Source organism: Billgrantia sp. C5P2, assembly GCF_051062895.2.
Map to the genome: position 1 here is coordinate 745261 of NZ_CM128542.1, position 25263 is coordinate 770523.

Annotated in this window: 26 protein-coding genes; 10 read left to right on the plus strand and 16 right to left on the minus strand. The window is 64.3% G+C overall.

Going from position 1 to position 25263, the window contains the following annotated elements; genetic code table 11:
* Positions 1 to 173: 173 nt before the first annotated feature.
* Together ACRWQA_RS03575 and trxC are read left to right on the plus strand one after the other, a co-directional pair.
* The gene (locus tag ACRWQA_RS03575) at positions 174 to 389 is read left to right on the plus strand and encodes a hypervirulence associated TUDOR domain-containing protein (protein ID WP_434227161.1); all 216 of its coding nucleotides are present in this window, start codon (positions 174 to 176) and stop codon (positions 387 to 389) included.
* Between the two features lie 68 nt (positions 390 to 457).
* Positions 458 to 895, plus strand: a complete 438-nt coding sequence (gene trxC, locus ACRWQA_RS03580; RefSeq protein WP_434227163.1) for a thioredoxin TrxC — start codon at positions 458 to 460, stop codon at positions 893 to 895.
* A gap of 23 nt (positions 896 to 918) precedes the next feature.
* Here the strand turns inward: trxC and ACRWQA_RS03585 are convergent, their stop codons facing one another.
* The 3 genes from ACRWQA_RS03585 to ACRWQA_RS03595 all read right to left on the minus strand — a co-directional run bounded on the left by ACRWQA_RS03585 (position 919) and on the right by ACRWQA_RS03595 (position 2681).
* Entirely contained in the window at positions 919 to 1572 is a 654-nt protein-coding gene (locus tag ACRWQA_RS03585; protein ID WP_434227165.1) for a 5'-methylthioadenosine/S-adenosylhomocysteine nucleosidase, read from the minus strand.
* Between the two features lie 21 nt (positions 1573 to 1593).
* Entirely contained in the window at positions 1594 to 1926 is a 333-nt protein-coding gene (gene hmuQ, locus ACRWQA_RS03590; RefSeq protein ID WP_263581140.1) for a heme-degrading protein HmuQ, read from the minus strand.
* A gap of 113 nt (positions 1927 to 2039) precedes the next feature.
* Entirely contained in the window at positions 2040 to 2681 is a 642-nt protein-coding gene (locus tag ACRWQA_RS03595; protein ID WP_446326247.1) for a DsbA family oxidoreductase, read from the minus strand.
* A 125-nt stretch (positions 2682 to 2806) separates the two neighbouring features.
* On the opposite strand from ACRWQA_RS03595, the gene ACRWQA_RS03600 reads away from it, so the two are divergent.
* A complete protein-coding gene (locus ACRWQA_RS03600) occupies positions 2807 to 3205 on the plus strand; it encodes a GFA family protein (RefSeq protein ID WP_434231785.1) in 399 nt (132 codons plus the stop codon).
* Between the two features lie 85 nt (positions 3206 to 3290).
* Positions 3291 to 4142, plus strand: a complete 852-nt coding sequence (locus tag ACRWQA_RS03605) for a DUF6544 family protein (protein WP_434231788.1) — start codon at positions 3291 to 3293, stop codon at positions 4140 to 4142.
* A 53-nt stretch (positions 4143 to 4195) separates the two neighbouring features.
* Here the strand turns inward: ACRWQA_RS03605 and ACRWQA_RS03610 are convergent, their stop codons facing one another.
* From ACRWQA_RS03610 to ACRWQA_RS03625, 4 genes are all read right to left on the minus strand, one after another.
* Positions 4196 to 4510, minus strand: a complete 315-nt coding sequence (locus ACRWQA_RS03610; protein WP_434231791.1) for a helix-turn-helix domain-containing protein — start codon at positions 4508 to 4510, stop codon at positions 4196 to 4198.
* A 2-nt stretch (positions 4511 to 4512) separates the two neighbouring features.
* Positions 4513 to 4851 carry a toxin gene (locus tag ACRWQA_RS03615; RefSeq protein WP_434231793.1) on the minus strand — a complete coding sequence of 113 codons (339 nt, stop codon included), beginning with the start codon at positions 4849 to 4851 and terminating at the stop codon, positions 4513 to 4515.
* A gap of 123 nt (positions 4852 to 4974) precedes the next feature.
* Complete coding sequence (locus ACRWQA_RS03620; RefSeq protein WP_434231796.1) at positions 4975 to 5655, minus strand: RES family NAD+ phosphorylase; 681 nt, start codon at positions 5653 to 5655, stop codon at positions 4975 to 4977.
* Positions 5652 to 6053: an antitoxin Xre-like helix-turn-helix domain-containing protein gene (locus ACRWQA_RS03625; RefSeq protein WP_434231798.1), complete on the minus strand. Its 402-nt coding sequence runs from the start codon at positions 6051 to 6053 to the stop codon at positions 5652 to 5654. Before ACRWQA_RS03625 ends, ACRWQA_RS03620 begins: the two co-directional genes overlap by 4 nt.
* 356 nt (positions 6054 to 6409) lie before the next feature.
* On the opposite strand from ACRWQA_RS03625, the gene ACRWQA_RS03630 reads away from it, so the two are divergent.
* Positions 6410 to 7261 carry a hypothetical protein gene (locus ACRWQA_RS03630; RefSeq protein ID WP_434231801.1) on the plus strand — a complete coding sequence of 284 codons (852 nt, stop codon included), beginning with the start codon at positions 6410 to 6412 and terminating at the stop codon, positions 7259 to 7261.
* A gap of 115 nt (positions 7262 to 7376) precedes the next feature.
* On the opposite strand, the gene ACRWQA_RS03635 is transcribed toward ACRWQA_RS03630, so the two are convergent.
* Positions 7377 to 8243: a LysR family transcriptional regulator gene (locus ACRWQA_RS03635; protein WP_434231804.1), complete on the minus strand. Its 867-nt coding sequence runs from the start codon at positions 8241 to 8243 to the stop codon at positions 7377 to 7379.
* A gap of 122 nt (positions 8244 to 8365) precedes the next feature.
* Here ACRWQA_RS03635 and ACRWQA_RS03640 point away from each other — a divergent pair, with 122 nt between their 5' ends.
* A complete protein-coding gene (locus tag ACRWQA_RS03640; protein ID WP_434231805.1) occupies positions 8366 to 9532 on the plus strand; it encodes an MFS transporter in 1167 nt (388 codons plus the stop codon).
* Between the two features lie 358 nt (positions 9533 to 9890).
* On the opposite strand, the gene ACRWQA_RS03645 is transcribed toward ACRWQA_RS03640, so the two are convergent.
* On the minus strand, positions 9891 to 10841 hold the full coding sequence (locus tag ACRWQA_RS03645; RefSeq protein WP_434231807.1) for a LysR family transcriptional regulator: 951 nt from the start codon (positions 10839 to 10841) through the stop codon (positions 9891 to 9893).
* Between the two features lie 93 nt (positions 10842 to 10934).
* On the opposite strand from ACRWQA_RS03645, the gene ACRWQA_RS03650 reads away from it, so the two are divergent.
* Together ACRWQA_RS03650 and ACRWQA_RS03655 are read left to right on the plus strand one after the other, a co-directional pair.
* Positions 10935 to 11264, plus strand: coding sequence for a nuclear transport factor 2 family protein (locus tag ACRWQA_RS03650; protein WP_434231809.1), 330 nt, complete (start codon positions 10935 to 10937; stop codon positions 11262 to 11264).
* On the plus strand, positions 11264 to 12040 hold the full coding sequence (locus ACRWQA_RS03655) for an SDR family oxidoreductase (RefSeq protein WP_434231812.1): 777 nt from the start codon (positions 11264 to 11266) through the stop codon (positions 12038 to 12040). The genes ACRWQA_RS03650 and ACRWQA_RS03655 overlap by 1 nt, the downstream gene beginning before the upstream one ends.
* A 196-nt stretch (positions 12041 to 12236) precedes the next feature.
* On the opposite strand, the gene ACRWQA_RS03660 is transcribed toward ACRWQA_RS03655, so the two are convergent.
* From ACRWQA_RS03660 to recB, 3 genes are all read right to left on the minus strand, one after another.
* The gene (locus tag ACRWQA_RS03660) at positions 12237 to 12992 is read right to left on the minus strand and encodes a phosphatase PAP2 family protein (RefSeq protein WP_434231815.1); all 756 of its coding nucleotides are present in this window, start codon (positions 12990 to 12992) and stop codon (positions 12237 to 12239) included.
* Positions 12993 to 13053: 61 nt separating this feature from the next.
* The gene (recD, locus tag ACRWQA_RS03665; RefSeq protein WP_434231818.1) at positions 13054 to 15378 is read right to left on the minus strand and encodes an exodeoxyribonuclease V subunit alpha; all 2325 of its coding nucleotides are present in this window, start codon (positions 15376 to 15378) and stop codon (positions 13054 to 13056) included.
* Complete coding sequence (gene recB, locus ACRWQA_RS03670) at positions 15375 to 19271, minus strand: exodeoxyribonuclease V subunit beta (RefSeq protein WP_434231820.1); 3897 nt, start codon at positions 19269 to 19271, stop codon at positions 15375 to 15377. Before recB ends, recD begins: the two co-directional genes overlap by 4 nt.
* Before the next feature lie 192 nt (positions 19272 to 19463).
* Between recB and ACRWQA_RS03675 the strand changes: the two genes are divergently transcribed.
* Positions 19464 to 19928: a hypothetical protein gene (locus ACRWQA_RS03675; RefSeq protein ID WP_434231822.1), complete on the plus strand. Its 465-nt coding sequence runs from the start codon at positions 19464 to 19466 to the stop codon at positions 19926 to 19928.
* The gene (locus tag ACRWQA_RS03680; RefSeq protein WP_434231842.1) at positions 19928 to 20479 is read left to right on the plus strand and encodes a sterol desaturase family protein; all 552 of its coding nucleotides are present in this window, start codon (positions 19928 to 19930) and stop codon (positions 20477 to 20479) included. Before ACRWQA_RS03675 ends, ACRWQA_RS03680 begins: the two co-directional genes overlap by 1 nt.
* Here the strand turns inward: ACRWQA_RS03680 and crtB are convergent.
* The 4 genes from crtB to ACRWQA_RS03700 are packed head-to-tail and all read right to left on the minus strand — an operon-like array spanning position 20418 to position 25262.
* Positions 20418 to 21353, minus strand: a complete 936-nt coding sequence (gene crtB / locus ACRWQA_RS03685) for a 15-cis-phytoene synthase CrtB (protein WP_434231825.1) — start codon at positions 21351 to 21353, stop codon at positions 20418 to 20420. The genes ACRWQA_RS03680 and crtB overlap by 62 nt on opposite strands.
* Positions 21350 to 22837, minus strand: coding sequence for a phytoene desaturase (locus tag ACRWQA_RS03690; protein WP_434231828.1), 1488 nt, complete (start codon positions 22835 to 22837; stop codon positions 21350 to 21352). Before ACRWQA_RS03690 ends, crtB begins: the two co-directional genes overlap by 4 nt.
* Positions 22834 to 24006 (minus strand): lycopene beta-cyclase CrtY, encoded by a 1173-nt coding sequence (gene crtY / locus ACRWQA_RS03695; protein ID WP_434231831.1) that lies wholly within the window; start codon positions 24004 to 24006, stop codon positions 22834 to 22836. The genes ACRWQA_RS03690 and crtY overlap by 4 nt, the downstream gene beginning before the upstream one ends.
* Entirely contained in the window at positions 24003 to 25262 is a 1260-nt protein-coding gene (locus ACRWQA_RS03700; protein WP_434231834.1) for a glycosyltransferase, read from the minus strand. Before ACRWQA_RS03700 ends, crtY begins: the two co-directional genes overlap by 4 nt.
* Position 25263 lies beyond the last annotated feature (1 nt).

Below are 25263 nucleotides of genomic sequence, written 5' to 3' on the forward strand. Positions count from 1 at the left end.
CACTCTTCCGGATCTGACCCGAAAATGATTCATGGAGGATGAACACGGTGCTCACTCCTCGTGACCAGGCGGCAAATGGTATTCGGTTGACGACACTACCCCAGAGGGAAGGTTTCCCATTCGCTGGGCTATGCTACCAGCACGAACCCTTTACCCCTGATGAGAGGTGAGCAATGGCCAAGCGATTCAAGGTGGGCGACCACGTACGCTGGAATTCCGAGGCAGGGCACGTCAGCGGAAAGATCGTCCGCGTTCATACCCAGGACACGGAGTACAAGGGGCACAAGCGTCATGCCAGCGAAGACGAGCCGCAGTACGAGATCAAGAGCGACAAGACGGACCACATCGCCATGCACAAGGACTCGGCGCTGACCAAGGTTGACGACTAGCGGCCTACGCCGACGGCAGCTAGCGCCGCACCTATCCTCGTTCCTGCCACCCTCACCGGAGCCCTGCCATGTCTGATTCACTGCATCTGGCCTGCCCCCACTGCCTGGCCATCAACCGTGTGGCCACGGCGCGGCTGGCCGACGCCTCCCGCTGCGGCAAGTGCAAGCAGCCGCTGTTCACCGGTGCGCCCCTGGAGCTCACTAGCGCCAACTATTCGGCCCTGGTCGAGCGCAGCGAGCTGCCGGTAGTGGTGGACTTCTGGGCCGGCTGGTGCGGCCCCTGCAAGATGATGGCGCCGATCTTTGCCCAGACCGCCGCCGAGCTGGAGCCGCGCATCCGCTTCGCCAAGCTCGACACCGAGGCGGAACCGGCCCTGGCCGGGCGCTTCGGCATTCGCAGCATTCCCATGCTGATCGTTTTCAAGGAAGGGCGCGAGATCGCCCGCCAGGCCGGGCTGATGCAGGGGTCACAACTGAAGCGCTGGCTCGAGCCACATCTCGCCTAAGCCTTTCATTTGTGCCGCAAAGGTCAACGCTTCAACATCCCCTTGGCGAGCGCCTCGCCGAGGCGATCGACGGCGGAAGCCAGCTTCTCATCGATGACATGGAGATATTCCGTCCAGTCGTCGACATGGTGCAGCTCTGTCTTGCCGTCCGAAATGCCGCGCAGCACGATCAGCGGTACGTCGAAGCGCATGCAGGCGCGCAGGCAGGCATAGCTCTCCATGTCCACCATGTCGGCGGCGATGGCGGCATAGGCCGCGCCCGAGACGATATTGGCGCCGGTGGAGAGCGTAGCCTCACGAATGCCGGGAATGCGCAGCGGTAGGGGGACCGTCGCCGGCAGGTCGAGAAAGGGCGTGGTGCCCTTTTCGAAGCCCAACGGCGAGGCGTCCATGTCGCGGTAGGCGATGGAAGTCGCCTGATAGATCTTGGTCTGTTCGAGCGCCCGACTGCCGGCCGAGCCCAGCGACACCACCAGGTCCGGCAGGCGCTCGCACTGGGCGAGGGCGGCAAGGGCGGCGGTTAGCTCGACCGCCGCTTCCACGGGGCCAACGCCGATGATCAAAGGATCGAAACGCTTCCTGAGATGCGTGCCGTATTCGGCCTCGGCCGCCATCGCGAACAGGACGTTGTGGCCGCCCAGTGGCGTCAGCGGCGGGGTGCGCTGCGCCGCGCTCATGTTTCGATCCTCATCCGTGCCTCAGGCATCGCTCGTGTTGCCGACCGTCTGGATGACCTCGAACCCTTCGAAGTTCGGCGGGCCCAGGTACAGCCCCTCGCGCTTGCTCTGGCCGGCGTTCGCGTGCGCCTTGCGGAACGCCTCGGAGTGCGTCCAGGCCTCGAAGTCCTCGCGCGAACGCCAGATGGTGTGCGAGGCGTAGAGCACGTGATCCTCCTTCTCGGGGCCGCGCAGCATATGGAACTCGACGAAGCCGGGCAGGCCCTGCAGGTGGGTCTCCCGCTCCAGCCAGATCTGCTCGAACTCTTCCACTCGCTCGGGGTTGACCCGAAAACGGTTCATGGCGATGAACACGATATTGCTCCTTGTGGTTCAGGCGCTGATGGTGACCGGAAGACGATGACACCGACGCCGACAGGGGGCAAGCATGTTAGAACCCGGCGCTCGTCCCCTTGATCGGATGGCCTTCAACCCCTGCCGGTCGACTCGAGAATCGCCTGGCGCAGCGCCTCCGGCGGCTGGGCGCCCGACAGGCCGGTGGTGCTGTTGATGATGAAGGTGGGCACGCCGCTCACTCCCAGGCGCCGCGCCTCTTCAAGACCGGCTCTGACCTCTGGCCGGCCCTGGTCGCTGACGAGAAAGGCGGGGATGTCGATATCCGCTAGCCCGCCATCTCGGGCGGCGCTGGCCAGTACCGCGCTGTCACCGATGTCCTCGCCCTCGACGAAGTAGCGCCGGAAGAGCGCGTCGACCACCGCCGACTGGACGCCATGTTCCCCGGCTAGCCAGATCAGCCGGTGGGCGTTGAAGGTATTGGGTGTTCGTGTCATGCGTTCGTGGTGGATCTCGATGCCGGCCTGGGCAGCGGCAGCCTCCACCTGGGCGTCGAGCGCCCGGGAGCGCTCCCAGGAGCCGAACTTGGCGGTGCGGTAGTCACGCCGCGACAGGCCCCCGGCGGGCATGTCGGGGTTGAGTTCGAAGGGATGCCAGGCCACCGATACGCTGATTTCCTCGGGCAGTTCGGCCAAGGCGAGCTCGAGGTGGCGTTTGCCGATGAAGCACCATGGGCAAATGGCATCGGAGATCACGGTGATGTCGACGTGGGGCATGGTTGCTGGGCCATTGGGTAGGATTCCCTCGAACCCTAGCACTTTCAGATCGTGTTTGACGCTGGTTTCAGCCATCGGATACCCAAAGATGTATCGTAAGCGAAAGCCACCGGGGAGAGACGTCGATGCACCAGGGAAGCTGCCTGTGCGGGAAAGTGAAGTACGAGTACCGCGGCGAGATCGATGAGGTCTCCATGTGCCACTGTCAGCAGTGCCGGAAGGCCCAGGGCTCCGCTTTCGCCGCCGTGGCGCCCATCCGCTCGGCCGATTTTCGCATCACCCAGGGCGCGGAATACCTCAAGGAGTACCGCGCCACGCCGAACAAGGCGCGGGTGTTCTGCGCCGAATGCGGCAGCCCGCTCTACAGCGCTCGTGACGATCTGCCCGAAGCCAAGCGGCTGCGGCTGGGCACCCTGGATACGCCGATATCGCCCAGCAAGCGCTACCACGCCTGGGTCTCGTCCAGGGCGGAGTGGTTCGAGCTTGCCGATGAGCTGCCCAGGTTTTCCGAATTCGCCCGTTGAGTGATCAGTGCCCCGCATAAGAAGGGCACAGAGTAGAGAAGAGCGTAGAGAGAAGAGAACAAGAGCAGAGCACAGGAGAGACCGGATGGTGTACCTGGCAACGGCGGTGGGTCTGCTGCTGATAGCGGCACTGGCCATGCAGGCCTGGCGACTGGCCGATAACCGCACGATGGATAAGGCCTGGACCTGGCTGCAGTCCCAGGCGCCCGTCACCGTCGAAACGTTCGATCCCGCCATGGTCGAAGGCCTGCCTGACGCCGCCCGTCGCTACTTCCTCTACACCATCGCCCCGGACACACTGCTCCGTGTCGTCAGCGAAATCCACATGACCGGCGAGATCGGCTTCGGCAGCAAGGAAGCGCCGGGCTACCGCCCCATGCGGGCAAGGCAGATACTCGCCTCGCCGCACGGCTTCATCTGGCGGATTCGGGCCGGCTCGGGAATCCTGCAATTAAGCGGCTCGGACGGCATGGCCAACGGCCGCTCCTGGACGCGCTTCTGGCTCAACGGCACGCTGCCCGTCGCCAGGGTAGGGGGCAATGACAACCACCTGCGCTCGTCGTTCGGTCGCGTGGCTGGGGAGGCCGCCTTCTGGGCACCCGCCGCCCTGCTGCCGCAGCATGGCGTTCGCTGGGAAGAGACCGGCGAGCCAAGCCTGGCGCGAGCGGTCATCACCCACGGCACCCTGGAGCAATCGATAGAGATCGCCGTGGCCGAGAACGGCCAACCGACTTGGGTGCAGTTCCAGCGCTGGAGCAACGCCAATCCCGAGAAGGAATGGCGGTTCCAGCCCTTCGGCGGCTACCTGGACGACTTCCAAAACTTCGAAGGCTACACCCTGCCCACCAAGATCGACGGTGGCAATCACTTCGGCACGGAGGCGTACTTTCCTTTCTTTCGGGCGAGAGTAGAGGAGGTTAGGTTTCCGGTGCGGTAGCGCTCAAGGGGGGGGGGGGCGTCCTTGGCTCATGGATAATGACGCGCGAGCGGCTAGGCAAGATCAGCAAGATGTTCGAGGGTTTCGGGATACTTCTGGACCAGCCGGATGAGTGTCTTGGCCTGGGCATTGGGCTTGGCGCGGCCTTGCTCCCAATTCTCCAGTGTCCTTGGGTTGGTGCGGAGGTACATGGCGAATATCGGGCGAGACATATGCAGCCGCTCCCGCAGCTCGATGAGCTCGCTGGCTGTGATGTCGGGAACCTCTGCTAGCTCTACGGAGTGGGAGCGCAGCGTGCGCTTGCCTTGGCGCTCATCTGCCAGTGCATCGAAGCCCTCGACGAGTTCGTCAAAAATGTTACGGCCCATGATCATGTCCTCGCATTAATTTCCGCGTCTAGCAGCTGTCTCAGGGTCTTGCGCTGGGCTGGCGTGAGGTCATCCTGTGAATCCTTGTCGTACACGGTGAACAGCCAGAACTGTGAGCCACCCAACCACCAGTAGTAGATGATGCGAACACCGCCCCGTTTACCTTTCTGCCGCTTGGGGTCACTGAACCGGATCTTGCGCAGCCCTCCTGTTCCTTGGATGACATCACCGGCCTCCGGGTTCTGGAGCAAGAAACTCTGGAAGGCACGAAAGGCGGCATCATCGAAGTAGGTAGATCGATGCCGCTCGAAGGGAGGCAGCTCGACAAAGGTTGCTTTCATATAGTGTACGTAGGTTGCGTATAGTTTTGCGACAGTGCCAGACAATGTCAAGCGCGCACGATGGTCAGCATAGCGATACTTACATCAGCAAAGGGCAATGGTTTGACTTCCCTCGAAACATCCTCACTCCACCAATCGCAGCTCGAGGACATGGCGAATTCGCTCACCGTCCCACTCATAGCCAAGATGCCTACCCTGCCAAGTCGCCGACAATACTGGCGGTCGTAGTACCGCGGCACACTCACCATCCGGATCACGCACGCTTGGGTAGACAATCCCATCGGTGTGGGACTCCCAGGCCTTGCGGCCAAAGGCTTGGCCAGCGTTCCAGTCATCCGGGTCCAGCAGAGGAGCGGCCCCTGGAGGATTGTCGCGCAAGTCGATGAGTTCGCCCTCAAGGTCCGCCAGGTAGACCCGCTGTTGGAGCGGCATGGGCGGCTCATTGGATTCCTGCATGAAGCGCTCGGCGCGATAGCGGGTTTCCGCGATGGCCGTGGCCTCGGTCAAGGCACAGTAATAGGCGCCAAAGGTGCCATCGGTGAACCGGGTGCCGTGCTCACTGAAATGACAGAACGCCGCCATCACCGGCGTCCAGCCGGGGCCATATCGGCGGTCTTCATCGCGTACCAGGTGAATTGCCCCGGCCTGCTCTCGCAGACGCGCCGAGGTCTCTCCCTCAAGCTCCTGCAGCAGGTCCCAGTCGTCAGGTGTCGCAACCCGCTCGAACAAGTCGATAGGCGGGAAACGCGAAGGAATGATTCGGTAGCAGGGGCGCCAGCACACAGGGGAGAGTGGAAACGTCACGCATGGCCCCCACCTCGGGCGGTATCGAGGTGCTGGCGGACCACATAGAGGTCTTGCACCAAGCCGCTGCGCAGCCGATCCAGAGGTGACTGGCCTGCGAACAGGGGGTTGCGATTTGGCCGGCGCAACCAGGAATCCGCAGCGTCGGCCCGCGGCAGCAGGATCTGGAGGGCCTTGTAGATCCCCAGGATCAGCGACATGCGCTCAAGCTGATTGACGTCGAGACGCGCCGTCGTGGGCTGCTTGCGCCAACGCCGATAGGTCGACTCAGGCACGCCAAGGAGCAAGGCGGCTTCCTGCTCTTTCAGGCCCCAGTCGTTGGCGATGTTGGGGTACGTACGCATCGCCGCCGCGCTCATGTGTTGGCGCTTTTCGATGGGCAGCTGGGGCAGAGCCATAACGACCTCCGTTCGCCAAATGGCGGATATACGTAATTATCGCTCAAACGGAGGTTTTGCGCCAATAGCGGGAGGCGAGGCATGTTCCGGTGCTAGGCTGAAACGCAAAGACACATAACGACACAGCCGTACGCGCAGGGGCAGCCCACATGGATAGGGAATCTTCCGAACCTCGTATAGCGTTTCTCTCACTTGACAGTCGAGTGCAGGTTACGCCCGGCGAATGCAGCTTGCCTATTCCACAGACATCATCGCACTACGCGAACGCGGCTACCTACCAAACTGACCGGTATCGACCCAAAGCTGACATGCCGGCAAAGACGGCATGCTCGTTCATTCATGTTAGGCGATTTGTAATGATGGCAAAGCGACGCGACGATTTTCTCAAACCTGTAGCAGACGCTCTTGCCAAGCGAGCTGCCTATATTTGTTCCAATCCGGATTGTCGGGCCCAGACTTTAGCGCCGTCTGATAAAGAACCGGGAAAGTTTCTGTACACAGGAAAAGCCGCCCACATATGCGCGGCTGCGGAAGGAGGCCCTCGCTTCGATCCGGAGATGACAAGTGAAGAGCGAGGCGGCATCGAAAACGGCATTTTCCTCTGTAGCAACTGCGCCGACATGATCGACAAAAATGGCGGCGCAGACTTCTCGCCCGAGCAACTGCACGAGTGGAAGCAAGTTCACGCGAAATGGGTAACTGACAATCTCAATAAGAGAAGTCAGGGGAGAGGAGGCGAAGGTGGTAGCGGCACCATCATCGGGAACAGGGGCACGATCATCGGGGGCAAAGGCGGTGAAGGAGGTGTTTCAGGCATCGGTGGGAAAGGTGGAGGCGGCTTCATCCAAGGTGATGATGGGCTGATAATTGGTGGCGATGGAGGCAGTTGTGGGACCGCTAATGGTCGTGGTGGTCGCGGTGCACGGGGACCTACCGAACGCTTTGGATTCCCCACTGCCATATGGGGATTCGGTCGCGGTGGTTCGGGCGGCAACCATCCGGAGTTCAATCGGCGTGTGGAACTTCTACAAGCCATACGGGCGGAATACCTTGAGAAATTCCCGTCCGATGCTCCGTGTATCGAAGCGGGTATAGATAATGTTCCGGTAGATTGGGTGAATCAGCGCCTTGTTGAACTGGGTGAGATTTGGTGCGTCCAGATGGGGGATTCTGGCTACCAGTTACCATCATTACCCGAATTGGAATAAGGCTGTGGAGCATGGGTGAGGAATCGCCTAACTCAGGCATTACATCAGATTATTCTAATCCTGGATGTCGGCTTCTTGCCGAAAGCCATCACTCACCCTCGGAGCTATCGCCTGTTCACATGCGGTGATTCTCTAGCAGGAAGTCCACGAACAATCGCACCCGCGCCGGCATCGCCGAGCCACCCACGAACACCGCATGAATGGGTTCCCTATCACCGGGATTGAAGGCTTCCAGCAGCGGTACCAGGTCGCCGCGCTGCAAATCCTCGGCCACGCTGAATTCGCCGATGCGCGCGATGCCTGCGCCCACCCGTGCGAATTGCGCCAGCGCTTCACCGCTGCTGCATTCTATATTGCCGCATACCTTGAGGGAGAATGCCTGGTTGTCGCGGATGAACGGCCAGTTGGGTTCAGCACGTCGGAAGTTGAAGCGCAGGCAGTTGTGTTGCAACAGGTCTTCCGGTTGCTGCGGCGTGCCGTGGCGCTGGAGATAGTCTGGGGAGGCCACCACCACCTGGCCGGTATCGCCTATGCGGCGAGCGGTCAGTGGGCTGTCGGGCAGATGGCCGAAGCGCACGGCTACGTCGGCCTGGCCGCCGAGAATATCGACGACTTCGTCGCCCAGAGTGAGGTCGACTGTGATGTTCGGGTAACGCGCGCTGAATGCGGTCACCAACGGCACGATGGCCAGCCGCCCGTGGCCGAGCGCAGCACTTACGCGCAAGCGGCCTTTGGGCACGCCCTGGTCAGCAATGGCCTCTTCGACCTCGGCCATATCGGCAAGGATGCGTCGAGCACCACGCAGATAGGCCTCGCCTTCGGCGGTAAAAGTGATCGCGCGGGTAGTGCGCAGCAACAGGCGGGTACCAAGGCGTTGTTCAGTGCGCGCGATGATTCGGCTAACGGCCGAGGGTGTCAGCCCCAACGCTCGTGCGGCGGCCGACAGGCTGCCTTCCTCCGCCACGCTGGCGAACACGACCATTTCACCTGACCTGCCGCTAAAGTCCATTTGTTCCCCAAAAGCAAAGGTGTTTGCAGAAAAGGCTACCTACCGCTTGCAATGTCCGAATTGTAGCATTCGCGGCATAGATGAGGAGCCTTTCCATGCGTATAAATCCCCCCCTTGTTGCGCTCGCCATCGGTGCCTTCGGCATTGGTGTCACCGAGTTCTCCCCTATGGGCTTGTTGCCGGGCATCGCGCTCGATCTCGGCGTTTCCATTCCTGCTGCCGGCCTGCTGGTCAGCGCCTATGCGCTGGGCGTGCTGCTCGGCGCGCCCCTTATGACTCTGACCACGGGCAGGATCCCCCGGCGTTACCTGCTGATCGGACTGATGGCCATCTTCACTCTGGGCAACCTGATGTCGGCGCTGGCGACTGACTACTACAGCCTGCTTGTCGCCCGGCTGGTGACCTCGCTTAATCACGGCGCCTTCTTTGGCGTCGGCTCCATCGTCGCCGCCAGTCTGGTCGCGCCGGACAAACGGGCGGGGGCGGTGGCGGCGATGTTCATGGGCTTAACCCTGGCGACCATCGGTGGCGTGCCGTTGGCAGCCTGGTTTGGCGAGGTGTTCGGCTGGCGCACGGCGTTCTGGGGCATTACCGGCCTTGGTGTGTTGACCATGCTTGCGCTGTGGTTCGCATTGCCCAATGTGCCTCTGCCGAAAGGCGGCGGCGTGCTGACTGAAATCCGCGTGCTGGGTCGTGGCTCTGTGCTGGCAGCCTTGGCGCTGACCGTGATCGGGTCCAGTGCGATGTTTACCGTATTCACCTATATCGCGCCGATCCTCAGCAGCGAGACCCAGGCTTCCACCACCTTCATCACCGCCATGCTAGTGCTATACGGCATCGGCCTGACGTTGGGCAACATATGGGGCGGAAAGGCGGCGGATCGCTCTGTCGACTGCACCCTGATCGTCTCGCTGAGTGCGCTGATCTTGGTATTGCTGGCGTTCACGGTGCTGATGCGCTGGCCGCTACCGGCTGCTGCGGCCATTCTGATCTGGGGTATCGCCAGCTTCGCCATTGTGCCGCCGCTGCAGATGCGGGTGATGGAAGCCGCCAAGGACGCACCCAACTTGGCCTCGGCTGTGAACATCGGCGCCTTCAACCTGGGCAATGCGATTGGCGCGGCGCTGGGTGGTGCGGTGATCAACGTCGGCCTGGGCTACCCGGCGATTTCCCTGGCCGGTGCGGCGATGGCCGGGCTGGGGCTGTTGATGGTGTTGGGGTTTGCCTGGCGTTCCAGGGCGGTAGCGGCTGCAGTGGTGTAAAGGCCGGCCTGTGTCAACGGCGGAAGCCACGGTTTGAAATGAATCGTGGCCTGTCCCCGATTCTTTGCTGGCCTACCGCGCATCCTTGCCTTCGCAGGCCTGAGCAGTCGCAGCGGGGGTGGCCAAGCTCGCTTATGGCCTGGCGTCAGTCGTGCCCATTGAGCGATGCAGGGCGGTAAAGTCGCACTCACCTAGCCAGGTGCCAAAATGCCAGTTGTATCGCCCAAGATTTCGCAGAGGCATTCAAGCGGCAGCTTCTGGCCGTAAGCGATCAGCATGCCTTTGAGAGAAGCATTCATATGCTCCCTCAGAGGCAATAAATCGTGGTGCAACAAGCAGGTGGCGCGTCAATTGGACGTCACTCCGCGAGCCCCTTCCTGTCGGCAAAATTAGCGCGGGCCAAGGCGGTGAACGCCTTGAGCGCGGCGGACGGGTTGCGGCGGTTCGGATAGTAAAGACACAGGGTATCTCTGGGCGGGGTCCAGTCTTCCAATACTCGCTCGAACTCGCCGGTCTCGATTTCGCGGTACACGTCTTGTTCCATAAAAAAACCGAGCCCTACGCCTTGCTGCACGACGGTCTTGGCGAGGTTTGCTTCGTCCAGTGTAAGTTGCCCGCTCACATCGACTCTGGCCACTTCTCCATCACATTCGAAATGCCATGGATAGATCGCGCCATTTGGGAGACGGATGCGCACGCAGTTGTGAAGAAGGAGATCAGACGGCGAACTGGGCCGACCGTAAGTATCGAAATACGCTGGCGACCCAACCACTGCATAGCGTTGCGGCTTACCAAGACGAATCGCAATCATGTCACTGGGTACGAGGTTCGCAGACCGCACACCGAGATCGAACCCTTCAGAGACTATGTCAACCAGACGGCCCTCAGTAACAAGGTCGATATGTACTTGTGGGTGACGTCGCAGAAACTCCAGCACTAGCGGAAGAAGAGCTTCACGTGCGGCGCTGGCAAAAGCATTGATACGCAAGACACCCGTAGGACCGGCGCTGTGGGATCGCACTGCTTCCAGTGCGCCGCGTAAATCCTGCAATGCCGGACCCACACGGTCCACGTACATCATGCCTGCTTCGGTCAGAGACACGCTGCGTGTCGTGCGATTGAACAGCCGCGTGCCGAGATTCGCTTCCAGTTTGGCAATGGTATTGCTCAAAGCAGTGGTTGAAATACTGAGTTCGATAGCCGCCTGTCGAAACGAGGCCCTGCGTGCCACGGCCAGAGCAGCTTCGAATTCATTGAGGCCTAGGCGTTGTTCTGACATCGGATTGTCCCGTTTATCGGGATTCGTCATTAATGTGCATCCCGATTGTTGGAATTATGGGCGGCTCGTATCCTAACTGCAAGGTTGCTCCGTAACCCCGTTGCTTAACAGACAGGAGATCCGATGATGCACCTACTACTACCTAAAGCCGTCGAGACGTTCTTTGAAATCAATAATGGTGGCGACACCTCGCGTGTTGTGGACTGCTTTTGGACAGATGCCACGGTGATCGACGAGAACCAGACACACCAAGGGGTCAAAGCTATCGAGGCCTGGCAGCGTGACGCAAAGCAAGCCTTTACCTACCGTGTCGAGCCCCTGGAGTCATCAAATGAAGAGGGTCAACTGGTCGTCAAGACTCGTGTTGTCGGTAATTTTCCTGGCAGTCCAGCGGAGCTGGGTCACGTATTTCTGCTGCAGGATGGTCGGATTCGCTCATTGGAGATTAAGTAATGATGAACCTCGACTTGGCAGGTAAGCGGGTCTTGATCACCGGAGGCACCAAAGGGGTCGGAAGAGCCGTAGTTGAACTGTTCCTCGAGCAGGGAGCAAAGGTGGTGACCTCGGCCCGTCACGCGCCTGCCGATATGGCTGACGACCAGTGCGTTTCGGCTGATCTCATGACCAGAGAGGGATGTGATTTCCTGGTGACCGAGGCAAAACGTCTCTTGGGAACGGTGGACATCCTCATTCATGTTTTGGGCGGCTCGTCAGCCCCCGGGGGAGGGTTTGCTGCGCTAAACGACGAGCAGTGGCAAAGCGAATTCAACTTGAATCTGCTTCCCGCCGTGCGCCTGGATCGGGCCTTGCTCCCCGATATGTTGAATCGAAACGAAGGCGTCATCATCCATGTGACTTCTATCCAGAGCAGACTGCCCCTGCCTGAAGCAACGACTGCTTACGCTGCTGCCAAAGCTGCGCTTTCGACCTACAGCAAAAGCCTATCGAAAGAAGTTTCACCGCAAGGTGTTCGAGTCTTGCGAGTTGCACCGGGGTGGGTCGAAACCGAATCATCCATCGCACTGGCGCAGCGACTGGCGATGGAAGCAGGAACGGATTACGAAGGGGGTAAACAGATAATCATGGACTCAATCGGTGGCATTCCGATCGGTCGCCCTTCCGCGCCGTCCGAGGTTGCTAACCTTATTGCTTTTCTGGCTTCGCCTCGCGCCGCATCCATTACTGGGACAGAATTTGTCATTGACGGAGGAACAGTGCCGACAGCCTAGTACCGCTGCCTCATAGACGCAGCAACGACTGACAAGTGAGACTGACGCGAGACTGCTTTCGGCCGAAGCGGATAATCGCCAGGGTCCGCTTCTGGCCGAAAGCCGATAACACCAGCCAACGGTAATATCGGCTGTTCTATACCCTCGGCCCACGGGCCAGCACCTCTTGATGCTGCGGCTGCTAGCGCTTGAACACCTACTCGGTTCCCGAGCTGCTCTCCTCTGTCTCTACCTGCCCGCGCCGCTGCAACCAGCGCATCACCAGCCAGCACAGCGAGGCCCAGGCCGCTCCGGCGGTCCAGCCGGCAAGTACATCCGTCGGCCAATGCACGCCGAGGTAGACACGGCTCATGCCCACCAGCAGGGTGAGCAGTATCGCCAGTATCAGCAGGTAAGCCTTCAGCCTCAGCGCTGGCTGTACACGGATGAGCAGGGCGGCCAGGGTGAGGTAGGTGACGGCAGACATCATCGAGTGGCCGCTGGGGAAGCTCGCGGTGTAGACCATGGCTTCATGCGGCACGAGGTCGGGCCGGGGACGATCGAAGCCCATCTTCATCAGCGTGCTGAGCAGCATGCCGCCGGGCACCGCGACCGAGGCAAAGAGCGCCGCACGATGGTGCCGGGCGAGTAGCATGTAGCCTAGGGCACCCAGTGTGATCACTACCAGCACGCCGACACCGCCGAGCGCGGTAAAGTCTCGTCCCATTTCCTCGACCCAGCCCGGGCCGAGCGGATCGGTGTGATCGGCAGGATTGCGCAGGGCAAGCAGCAGGGTCTCGTCGATGGTCTGGGTTTCCCCCTCGGTGACGGCATCGGCCAGCTCGATGAACCCCCAGACCCCGCCGGAAAGGACCGAGACACACAGCAGCACTGCCAACTCGTAGCGGCCGAGCCGAGCCAGCAGGGAAAGGCCATGGCGTCTCACATGTTCGATTTTTCTGTAGTGCCTCATTTGCAACTCCCTTGCTTTGATAAGCATACGTGTCGATTTTCAGGACACCCCTTGGGCTTTATTACAACCTCCCCAGCCCACTCACCCTGACCACCTCTCTCGTCACCGCTTCATCCAGCATGCCGCGGCTCGTCTCGACCAGCGTGAGCCAGTCCCGCGCGCGGGTGATGCCGGTGTAGACCAGCTCGCGGGTGAGGATGGGGTTGGGGGCGTCGGGGAGCAACAGGGCGGTGTGGGTGAATTCCGAGCCCTGGGATTTGTGCACCGTCATGGCGAATACGGTTTCCACCGCCTGCAGGCGGCTGGGCAGTACCCACTTGATGTCGCCGCTGCCGTCGCTGGCCGGGAAGGCGACGCGCAGCAGGGTGCGGCCGGGTTGTTCGGTTGCGCTGCGAGCTTCGGGCACAGCGAGGGTGATGCCGATATCGCCGTTCATCAGCCCCAGGCCGTAGTCGTTGCGGGTGACGAGCACCGGGCGGCCTTCGAACCAGCCTTGTTCCAATTCCAGGTCGCTGGCCTTGAGCCAGCCGGCGCGGCGCAGGGCGCGGCCGATGCGCGGGTTCAGCCCCTCGATTCCCCACGGGCCTTTCCTCAGTGCGCACAGCAATTGGAAGTGGCCGTGGGCGGCGAGCACCTGGCGGGCCCAGTCGTCATAGGGCTGGCGGGCATCGCCTTCGCCGAAGAAGGGCTGCGCGGGGCGTGCTGCCTTCATCACTTCCAGGTAATGGCGATAGCCGACCGGTGGCGCGATGGTCTCGCCGCGACGGTCGTGGCGGCCTTCGCCGCTGTTGGTGAAGCCGGTCGAGTTGCCGTTCACGACGAGGCGATCCAGTGCCGGGTCGTCGGCGTCCGTCAGGGCAAGGCGGGCGATGTCGGCGTAGCCCTGCTGAAAGATCTCGCGCACGGCACGCTTCTTCTCCTTTTGGCCGTGGTCGGTGTCGAGCGGGCGATTGACCGCTTCGGCAAGCTGGCCGATGCCGCTTTTCGCATCAAAGCGGTGGCTCACTCGCAGCATTGCGATGGCCTGGTCGAGCGGCTGGCCTGCTGCGTCCCGGTACTGTTCGGGAATCGGCGCGCCGGTCACCCGTTCCAGCCAGTCGCAGGTGGCCGGGGTGTAGTGGCCGCCTTCGGCGCGCTGGCACAGGTCGCCGAGCACGGCGCCGGTCTCCACCGAGGCAAGCTGGTCCTTGTCGCCGAGCAGGATCAGCCGCGCCCTGGGCGGCAGGGCGGTGAGCACGGCGGCCATCATTTCGATATCGACCATCGAGGCTTCGTCGATTACCAGGGCGTCCAGCGCCAGCGGGTTGCCGGCGTGGTGGCGGAAGTGGCGGGTATCCGGTCGTGAGCCCAGCAGGCGGTGCAGAGTCGTGACCTCCGTCGGGATACTGTCGCGCAAGGTTGAGATATCCACACCCTGTTGGCCCACGGCGGCGGCCAGCTCCACCAGCGAAAGCCCCTGCACCTGCTTGGCGATGGATTCGTTGAGCCGTGCGGCGGCCTTGCCGGTGGGGGCAGCCAGGCGAATGCGCAGCGGGCGCGGGGCGCCTGAGCCGGCCTGGGCAGGTTCACCCAGGGCCAGCGCCTGCAGCAGCGCGAGCAGCTTGACCACGGTGGTGGTCTTGCCGGTGCCGGGGCCGCCGGTGATCACGGCGAAGCGTGAGCGGCTGGCGAGTGCACAGGCGGCCTGTTGCCAGTCAATCTCATGGTTGTGGGGGAACAATGCGGCCAGCGCCCGGGCCAGGGTGGCGGTGTCGGTTTCTGTGTCAGTGGCGGAAGTGAGCCGGGCGCCGATCAGCCCTCGAATGTCCTGCTCGTACTGCCAGTAGCGGCGCAGGTAGAGCCGCACGTTGCCGTCACGTTCGCTGCGCACCAGCGGGGTATTGCCTGGGCCGCTACCGTCCGCCACTAGGGCGGGGTGGTTCAGGGCGGCTTGCCAGGTGGCGAGATCCAGCTCGGCCAGCAGCTCGCTGGGCAGCGGCGGTGGGTCGCTGAGGTCGTCGCCTTCCGGTGGCAGCGAGAGCGCCAGGTCGGGGGCGGCAAGAGTCTGCGCGAGGTCGAGACATACGTGGCCGCGGCCGAGCTGATGGCTGGCAAGCGCCGCGGCGAGCAGCAGCAGGGGAGGGGCGTCGCTTACCTCGCGCTGGAAGAAGCTGGCCAGTGCGCGGTCCAGCGCACGCAGCCAGCCGCGCTCCACCCAGCGGTCGAGCAGGGCGAACAGCGCCTGAGTGTCGTTGAGCGCGGCTTGTACGTTGCCCTGCGCGGCTTGAGGCGGTTCCGGCCTGGCGGGCTCGTCTTTTTCAGGTGCGTCGCCAATGCCTGCTGATTCCTCTCCGAGATCGGCGAACAGGTCCGGGGTGGCGTCGTCGTGCTTACTGCGCTTGCTCATGCCGGCGCCTCCGTCGTGTTACGGGTGCCTGCCGCTTGGGTATTGCCTTGGAACAGCGCATCCATCGCTTCGATCAGCTCACGCGGGGGGCGCTCGGCGTGCACGCCGCGGCTCTCCGCATTCGCGCCCCTGAGAAAGACGGTGAGCGAGCCACCGATGTGGCGGTCGTAGTCGTAGCCCGGCAGGCGTGCCTTGAGCAGCCGGTGCAGGGCCAGCAGGTAGAGCGCGTACTGCAGGTCGTAGCGTTTCTCGGCCACCGCCTGGCGCATCGCTTCGGGGCTGTAGGCGCTGTCGTCCGGCCCCAGGTGGTTCGATTTCCAGTCGGCCACGTAGTAGCGCCCTTCATGCTCGAATACGAGGTCGATGAAGCCCTTGAGCATGCCGTTGAGGGTGTCGGCATCCAGTGCGGGGCGCGGCAGGCTGGTGCCTGGCCTGTCATCTGGATTGGGAAGTGTGTAAGCACTTACGAGGGCGTCCAGCTGGCGGGTGTCGACCTGGCGTGAGGCGAACCAGAATTCCATCTCCACCTGGTAGCTCGTCAGCGTTTCAAGCGTAAGGCTGCCTGCGCCATTGGGCAGCGGCAGCGGGGCGGCGAGCAGGGTGCCGAACCAGGCGTGCAGGGTATTCAGCCACGGCTGCCAGCCGCGCACCTGACAGCGCCGGGCCAGGGTCTCCTCGCGCATGGCCGGCTCGCGGGCCACGCGGGCGAAGCCGTGCTCGCCGGCCCACTCTAAAATCCCATGGAGGAAGGTGCCAGGCCCGGGGCCACGGGGGAACCGATGCAGGGAGGGCAGCGGTTCGCTCTGGCCGCTGTCATGCGGCTCTTCGATTACTTCCAGCGCGGTGGCCTCCATGGCGGTGGCCGGCTCCGGCAGGCTGCCGCTTCGCTGCGCTTCGCTACCGTGCGGCGTAGGGGGTAAGTCAGCCCTTACTGGGGCGCTTACCATTTCTCCCGAGAGGCGCAGCGCCGAGTAGCTGGCGATCCACCAGTGCTCGCGGGCGGGGCGCGTGGGGGTGCGCGCCTCGCCAAGGATATCGTCGCGCTCTGTCTGGCTGACGATCTGGGCGTGGGCCGGTGGTGCCGGGGCGATCTCGATGGCGGCGCAGTCGCCCTTCAGGCGCTTGAGTGCTTCACTGAACCCGGTCGGCCCGAGCAAATCGCCATTGGCCAGCAACTGGCCGATGGCGCTGCCTTCGTCGCCCTTGAGCGGGGCCATGCCGAGCCAGGTGGCGTGGCGCGCGCGGGTCAGTGCCACGTAGAGCTTGCGCAGATCCTCGCCCAGGCGCTCGCGGTCGACGGTGGCCAGGGTCTCCTCGTCGGCCTCCAGGCTGATGCGCAGGCGGCCTTCGGCGTCGTGCCAGCGCAGCGGGGAGTCGTCCTTCTTCGTCGGGCGATGACTGCAGATGAAGGGCAGGAACACCAGCGGGTACTCCAGCCCCTTGGACTTGTGAATGGTGATGACCTGCACCAGGTCGGCGTCGCTCTCCAGGCGCAGCTTATGGGTGTCGCCCTGGCCTTCGGGGTGGGCGATGGATTCGGCGAGAAAGCGGATCAGCGCATGTTCGCCGTCGAGTTCCTGACTGGCGTGCTGCAATAACTCCCCTAAGTGCAGCAGGTCGGTGAGTGCTCTCTCACCGTCGCTGGCAGGCCCCCAGGCAAGCAGCCGCGTGGCGACGTCGAAGTCGTGGATGATCTTGCGCACCAGCGGCAGCACGCCCTGGCGCTGCCACAGCCGGTGGTAGTCGCGGAACTGCAGTACGCGGCTTTCCCAGGCCAGCTCGTCCTCGTTCAAGCGATCCAGCGTGGCGATATCGAGCCCCAGCACGGAAGTGGCCAGGGCGGTACGCAGCAGCCTGTCGTCCTCAGGTTCGGCGCAGGCGCGCAGCCAGGCATCGAGCTGGGTGGCGACCGGCGAGGCGAACACCTTGTCCTTGTCGGAGAGGTAGACGCTCTTCACGCCGCGCCGGGCCAGCGCCTGGCGGATCGCCCGCGCCTCGCCCAGGCCGTTGACCAGCACCGCCATATCGGAAGGCTTGAGTGGCTGCAAGCGCTCGCCTTCCTGGAAGCCTGCTTGGCCGCGCTGGCCCTCGTTGAGCAGCTCGACCATATAGGAGGCGCAGCGCTCGGCCATCACGCCGTGGTAGGCGGTCTTGGAGAGCGGCTCGTCGCTTTCGAGCTGCCACAGGGTCATGGCTGGCAGCGGCTGGCCCTGGCGGGTAAGTGAGTCCTTGCGCCCTTTGGCGCCAACCGCATTGAAAGGAACGGGGTTCCCCTCGGGTGAATTGAACAGGAAGGCGCCGGGCGGGTGCGCCTCGGCGAATTCGAAGCAGCGGTTCACCGCTTCGACCATCTCGCTGCTGGAGCGGAAGTTGGTGCCCAGGGTGACGTGGCGGCCTTGGGTGTCGCGGCGGGCGCGCAGGTAGGTGTAGATGTCGGCGCCGCGGAAGGCGTAGATTGCCTGCTTGGGATCGCCGATCAGGAACACGCCGGTCTCAGGCGAGTTCTCGCGGATGCGGTACACGCAGTCGAAAATGCGGTACTGCACCGGGTCGGTGTCCTGGAACTCGTCGACCAGGGCGACCGGGAACTGGCGGCGGATCTGCGCCCCCAGAGCCTCACGGTTGGGGCCGGTGAGCGCCCGGTCGAGGTGGGTGAGCAGCTCGTTGGGGCCCATCTCGGCGCGGCGTTCCTGCTCGCGGTCGAGCCGTGCGCGGCACCAGTGCACGGCGTGGGTGAGCAGGTCGGCGTAAGGGTCGGGCAGGGCGTGAAGTTCTTCCTGCAAGGCTTCCAGCGCGGCCAGGGCCGGATGATTCGGCGGCTCGCCCTTGAGCCAGATATCGGCCATGCCCTGGGGCGTGAGGCGCTTCCAGGCGGCGTCGGTCAGGCCGGGCCAGGTAGCCTCGCCCTGGCACCACTCGCGCAGGGCGCCGAGCCAGTTGGCACGGCTCTTGGCATTGAAGCTCTGGCCCTTGAAGGCCTTCTGCTGGGCGGCTTCCTCGAACAGGGCCTCGCACTCGTCCACCCATGCAGGCCAGGGCGCCTTGAGCTGGGCCAGGCGCTCGGCGGTCTCCCGTTGGGCGTTGGCGACCGTTTCGGCCGGGGGCGGGGCGCCCTTGTTCAGTGCCTCGGCTTCGGGCATCAGCCCGCGCACCGCCTGGTGCAGCTGCTCGGGCGTGCTCCAGTGGCGTACCACGCTGGCCAGCTCGTCGGTGTTGAGCGGGTAGTAGAAGCTGCGCCAGTAGTCGCGCACCACCTCGAGTTCCAGCTCGGTCTGGTCGTTTTCCAGGTCGAGGGAGAACAGGCTGCCGCTGTCGAAGGCGTGCTCGCGCAGCATGCGGTAGCACCAGCTGTGGATGGTGGAGACGGCGGCCTCGTCCATCCATTCGGCGGCGAGCTGCAGGCGCCGGGCACAGGCGGGCCAAGTGGCGGGAGCGTATTCATTGCGGAGTGCGATCAACAGCGGGTCGGCCTGGCTGTCGGCGGTCGGGGCTGATCCGGCGTCAGGCCTGCGAGGAGGCGCTGTGAACCCATCCTTGGGCGCTACCGATTCCATCCCTGGAATCGGACCTCCTCTTCGGCCTGCCCCCGGCGCCCCTTGGTCAGCCTTGGGAGCCGCTTCGGTTAGAAAAACATCCGCCGCCTCGACGAGCCGCGCACGGATGCGCTCGCGCAGCTCCTGGGTGGCGGCGTTGGTGAAGGTGACGACGAGGATTTCGGGCGGCGTCAGCGGGCGTTCGAAAGCGGCGTCGTCGGATTCCGAGCGGGCGCCGAGCACCAGGCGCACGTAGAGCAGGGCGATGGTGAAGGTCTTGCCCGTGCCGGCGCTGGCCTCGATCAGGCGGCTGCCGTGCAGGGGAAAGGACAATGGATCGAGCTGCGTGACCTCGCTCATGCTTGTTCCCCTGTTGGTTATGCCCATCACGGGCCGATTCATCCTGCGCTGCCGGGTTATGTTGCCGCAAAACGTCGAGGCGATAAATGCAGACTCGCCTGTCCGCAGACGAGATTTTCACGCCTGGAGCGCCAAGTGACAGGCACTGGGTTACCATGAAGACGTGACTGCCAATTTGATGAGGAGGCGTCGATGAGACTCCTGGCCATCTTGTTTCTGATGCTGTGCAGCGTTGCCGTGCAGGCCAAGTCGGAAGGCGAGCGTGTAAGGGCATGGACCCTGGAGGATCAGTACGGTGATGCCGTGATGATCGCCCCCGACACCCGCTTGCTGCTGGTGGCCAGCAGCCGCAAGGCGGCCGACGTGGTGAACGAGGCACTGGAGGGGCTGCCGGAGGGCTTCCTCGAGTCTCACATGGCGCTGTACGTGGCGGATGTCTCGCGGATGCCCAAGATGATCACGCGCATGGTGATGGTGCCCGCAATGCGCTCGGCGTCCTACAGTGTCCTGCTCGACTACGATAGCAAGGTGGCGCCGGCGCATCTCGGCCAGGGCGACGAGGTGTTGTGGCTTGGCCTGGAGGGGCTGGTGGTCGAGGAGCGGCGCACTTTCGATTCGCCCGAGGCCTTGCGCCAGGCCCTGGAGGCGTTGCCGTGATGAGCGTGATCGCCCCTGTCCTGATTGTACTGCTCACCGTGGTCGGCATGGAGCTGTTCGCCTGGTTTGCGCACAAGTACATCATGCACGGTTGGGGGTGGGGCTGGCATCGGTCGCATCATGAGCCGCCCGGTTCCCCCGAGCGACGCGGCTGGTTCGAGAAGAACGACCTCTACGCCGTGGTGTTTGCCAGCATTGCCATCGTCCTGATCGCGCTGGGCACCGCGGGAAGGTATCCGTTGCAGTGGATCGGGGCGGGCATGACCGCCTACGGCTTTCTTTACTTCGTCGCCCATGATGGCCTGGTGCACCAGCGCTGGCCATTTCGCTACGTGCCGCGCCGGGGTTACCTCAAGCGGCTCTACCAGGCCCACCTGATGCACCATGCCGTGCGCGGCCGCGAGGGCTGCGTGTCGTTCGGCTTCCTGTTCGCGCCTCCGGTCGCCAGGCTCAAGCGCCAGCTGCGCGAGCGGCATGGTGGGCCACTGGCTAGCGAGGACGCTGCCACAGCGACGCCGGACGCGGGGCCGGCGTCTCGCCGCGAGACGTGAGGGCCATTCTCGCGCCTTGGGCCAGCAGCCGCAGCTTCTCGGCCTTGCCGGTCGAGACCCGCCTGTCCCAGGCGTGAGCGCCGCGGGTCTTCACCTTGACGCCTATCTCCCGGTACACGCCGTGGGCCGTGGCTATCGCCCAGGCCGAGCGCAGTGTCAGGGCGGATAACCCACCGCGTGCGGAGGCGTAATACGGCTCGGCGGCATCGACCAGGCGCGACGCCAGTCTCGCCAGGGTGGGGCGGTGCGCCGGGTCGGCGACCTCGCCTTCGGGGATGCCGGCATCGTGCAGCCACTCGGCGGGCAAGTAGCAGCGGTTCATCCCGGCATCCTCGACGATGTCGCGGGCAATGTTGGTCAGTTGGAAGGCCAGGCCCAGGTCGCAGGCGCGATCCAGCGTCGTCTCCTCTTCTACCCCCATGATGTGCGCCATCATGATCCCCACCACACCGGCCACGCCGTAGCAGTAGCGCAGGGTATCGTCGAAGCTGACGTAGCGGGTTCCGTCGACGTCCATGGCGAAGCCCGCCAGATGCTCCAGCGGGTAGCGCACTGGGATGGCGTGTCGCTGTATCACCTCCTGGAAGGCGGCGAAGGCCGGTTCGCTCATCGGTTCCCCGGCGTAGGCGCGGCGGGTCAGTTCGCGCAGTTCCGCGAGACGCTGACGGCCCTCCATGCCCTGGCGGCCGTCGCCGGGCTCGCCAGCAAACCCCAGCGACTGGCCGTCCACCACGTCGTCGCAGTGGCGGCACCAAGCGTAGAGCATCACTGCGCTGCGGCGGGTGTCGGGGTCGAACAGCCGCGCGGCGGTGGCGAAGCTCTTCGAGCCGGCCTGGATGGTCCGGGCGGCGTGAGCGACGAGGGTTTCGTTCATGTCCGCTCCAGCATCAGACCGGCGGTCGCCTTGGCCGACCCGATCACTCCCGGTACCCCGGCACCGGGGTGGGTGCCGGCGCCCACCAGGTAGAGGTTCTCGATCCGGTCGTCGCGGTTGTGCGGGCGGAACCAGGCGCTCTGGGTGAGGATCGGCTCCAGCGAGAAGGCCGAACCGAGGTGGGCATTGAGTTCGTCGCGGAAATCTTCGGGTGTGAAGTGGCGGCAGGTGACCAGGTGCTCACGCAGCCCCGGGATATAGTGTCGCTCCAGGTAATCGAGGATCCGATCGCGGTAGCGCGGCCCTTCCCGCGCCCAGTCGATGGGTGCATTGCCCAGGTGTGGTACCGGCGCGAGAACGTAGTGCGCACTGCCGCCGGGAGGGGCGAGCGAGGGGTCGGTCACGCAGGGGGCGTGCAGGTAGAGCGAGAAGTCGTCGGCCAGGGTCTCGGCGTTGAAGATCTCGTCGATCAGCTCGCGATAGCGTGGGCCGAAGCAGACGGTATGGTGCGCCAGGCCCGCCGGGGGCGGCATGTCGAGTCCGAAATAGATCACGAACAGCGACATACTGAAGCGCTTGCCAGCGAGGCGTCTGGCCTCGCCGACGCCTCGCGGGTGGCCGCGGAGCAGGTGGCCATAGGTATGCATCACGTCGGCATTCGAAGCCAGGGCATCGGTCTCGAAGCGGCGTCCGTCGGCAAGCTGCACGGCCGTCACCCGCTCCTGTTCGATCTCGATGCGATCCACGCTGGCGTTGAGCTCGAGCTTGCCGCCAAGCTCCTCGAACAGGGTCACCATTCCCTGTACCAGCGCGCCGGTGCCGCCACGCGGGAACCATACCCCCCATTCACGCTCCAGCGCATGGATCAGGGTGTAGATCGACGAGGTGGCGAAAGGGTTACCGCCCACCAGCAGCGAATGAAAGGAGAGGGCCTGGCGCAGGTGATCGTCACGGACGAAGCGCGACACCATGGCATACACACTCTTCCAGGCCTGCAGCCGAGCGAGCTGTGGCCCGGCGCGGGCCATGTCACGAAAGCTGAGGAACGGCACCGCGCCGAGCTTGAGATACCCCTCCTCGAATACCGCTCGCGAATAGGCCAGGAAGCGGCGGTAACCCTCCACGTCGGCGGGGTTGCGTTGGGCGATCTGCCGTTCGAGCTCGGCCTGGTCGTTGACGTAGTTGAAGGCCGGCCCGTTCTCCCAGCACAGGCGGTAGAAGGGCGTGACCGGCAGCAGCTCGACGTAGTCGGCCATCTTGCGGCCGGCCAGTGCGAACAGCTCCTCTAGCGCGGTGGGGTCGGTGATGACCGTGGGGCCGGCATCGAAGGTGAAGCCCTTGTCCTCATAGACGTAGGCGCGCCCGCCGGGCTTGTCTCGCTTCTCCAGCAGGGTGGTCCGATAGCCGCCGGCCTGCAGGCGAATGGCAAGCGCCAGGCCGCCGAAGCCGGCTCCGATGACCACGGCACGGGGAGATGCTGTCATTGCGGTGTCCTGATCTGATGGGGGGAGCCGAGTCGCGCGGCACGCAGGGCTTCGCCCATGGGTACCGGGGGCTTGCCGGTGACGATGCGCAGCTTGTCCAGGGCGGTCAGGCGTCCGGCGTAGAAGCGTTGTACAAGGGGGGCCGGCAGGCCGTAGAAGCGCTGCATGACCCTCCAACGCTGTGCGGGGTGGCCGGCCAGGAACAGCATGCGGTTGAGCAGGCGAAAATACCCCTGGCGCCGCCACTCGCCGAACGCCTCTCGACGAATGGCATCGAACAGCGCCGGCGCGCTCAGGTCGTCGAGGCTGGCGATGCGCTCCGCCAGGCGCACGGCGTGGGGCAGCGAGTAGCCGGTGGTGGGGTGGAACAGCCCGGCGCGCAGGCCGCTGCGCGGCTGATGGTCGGCCTCGTGCCAGAAGGCGTCGAAGTCGCCGGCCAGCGTGATGGGCAGTACGCCGTGTTCCTCGCGGAGTATCGCCTGAACCCGCCAGCCGTTGGCGTGCGCATAGTCGGCGATGTTGCTGCGCAGGCGCTTCGGATCGAGCCGGCCCTTGTCCACATAGTGGGTATCTTCGATCAGCAGCGTGTCCCGGGTGAAAGGCAGCACGTAGACGAAGCGATACCCCTCGCCCTGGGCGACCGTGGCATCCATCAAGATAGGGCCGTCGAGCCCATGGGGGCGCGCTAGTTCGAGTTCCTGACCGAGAAAGGCCTGGTAACCCAGCGCCAAATGTGGGCTCGTCGCCACGCCGCGCCCATCGATCACCGCACCGGCATGCAGGGTTCGGCCATCCTCCAGGCGCACCTGGGTGGGGCCGAGCTGCGATGCCTGGACGCCGACCCGCAGGGCCTCGCCGAGCGAGGCGCGCAGCACGGAGGCGAAGTCTTGCGAGAAAATGCTGGCATAGCCGCTTTGCAGCGTGCGCCGGCGCTCGGGAAATCGCACCTCGTGATGCGGCCAGCGGCAGCCCACCAGCGGGCCGACCCAGTCCCACTGCGCGGGCGTGAGGTCGCTATCGTGAAACGACCAGGTATGGTTGCCGCCCGGCGCGGCTTCCTGCTCGAGTACGAGTACGTCGAGTTCGGGGCGGACTTGCTTGAGGCGAAGCGCGATCAAGCCATTGGCGAGACCGCCCCCCACCAGGATCAGGTCATGGATAGCCTTCATGTCAGGAAAGCCTCCTCGACGATTGCCGTCGCGCGTGGCGTGCCCCCGGCCGCTTCGACCTCCTCACCCAGGCGTGCCAGGGCGGCGGCAAAGCCGGTGCCCGCGAGCAATTTCTCCAGCTTGACGCTCAAGGCGCGATGTCCCTCGAAGCGTGGCGAGGCGCGCAGCCCCACGCCGGCATGCTGGACGCGCGTGGCCACGCCAGGCTGATCGAAGGCGAGTGGCAGCACCAGCATCGGCGTGCGCGCGACCAGGGCATCCATTACCGTATTGAGCCCGCCATGGGTGATCACCGCATCGGCGCGCGACAGCACGGCGCGCTGCGGAAAGAAGCTCGTCACCCGTGTCGCTCCCTCCCGCCAGAGCGCTTCCTCCTGCCGCTGATCGAGCCCGCCGCAATGCGCCACCAGCAGCTGTGCGCCGAAGGGGCGGCAGGCCCGCGCGATGCGCCGGAACAGGGTGAGGCGATGGCCCTGCAGTGTCCCCAGCGAGGCGAAAACGACAGGCTTGTCGGGGGCCAGCTTGGGCTCCGACGTCCAGGCCGCGGGCGCCGCCGGGCGCAGTGGCCCGACGTGATGAAAGTGGGGGGGCAGGTGGCGGCGGGGAAGCTCGAGGCCCGCTACCGTCTGGCTGATCTGGGCGCGAGGCGAAAGACATTCGTGAAGCCCTTCCCGTCGAGAAAGGCCGAACGCTGCGGCGTGGTAGGCCACGGTGCGGCGATGCTCCCCCATGAGCATGTCGTAGGTCCGCTCGCTGCCGGCATAGACCCGCCCGCGTCGCTCGCTTTCGCCATAGGCAAACGGCATCACCGGCAGCGGCAGGCCGGGCTCGCGATTGACCGGCAGGGCGCAAGCGACCGAGACGAAAGCGCGGCCGCTAGCCTCGGCCACCAGTCCGCCGGCCGCCTCCATCTGATCGCAGATCAGGGCATCGATGCCAAGCTCGTCGAGCGCGCGGGGCAACTCGCGGCACAGCATGTCGGTGGTGCGGCTCATGTCGGCGATCAAGCGGCGCAGCCCCAGCGGCCCACCCGGTTGGGCCGCCAGGCGCAGGGTGCGTGCCAGGGAGCCGGGCGGATGGCTGGTGTGACCCACGGGGTGGAAGGAAACCTGACCTGAGTCGAGCCAGCGGGCGGCTTCCTGCTGTTGCAGAAAGGTGACTCGGTGGCCTCGGGCGACAAGCGCTTCCGCGAGCGCCTGCAGGGCGCGAAAGTGGCTGGGAAAGGGCGGTGCGACGACACCGATATGGCGCGCCATG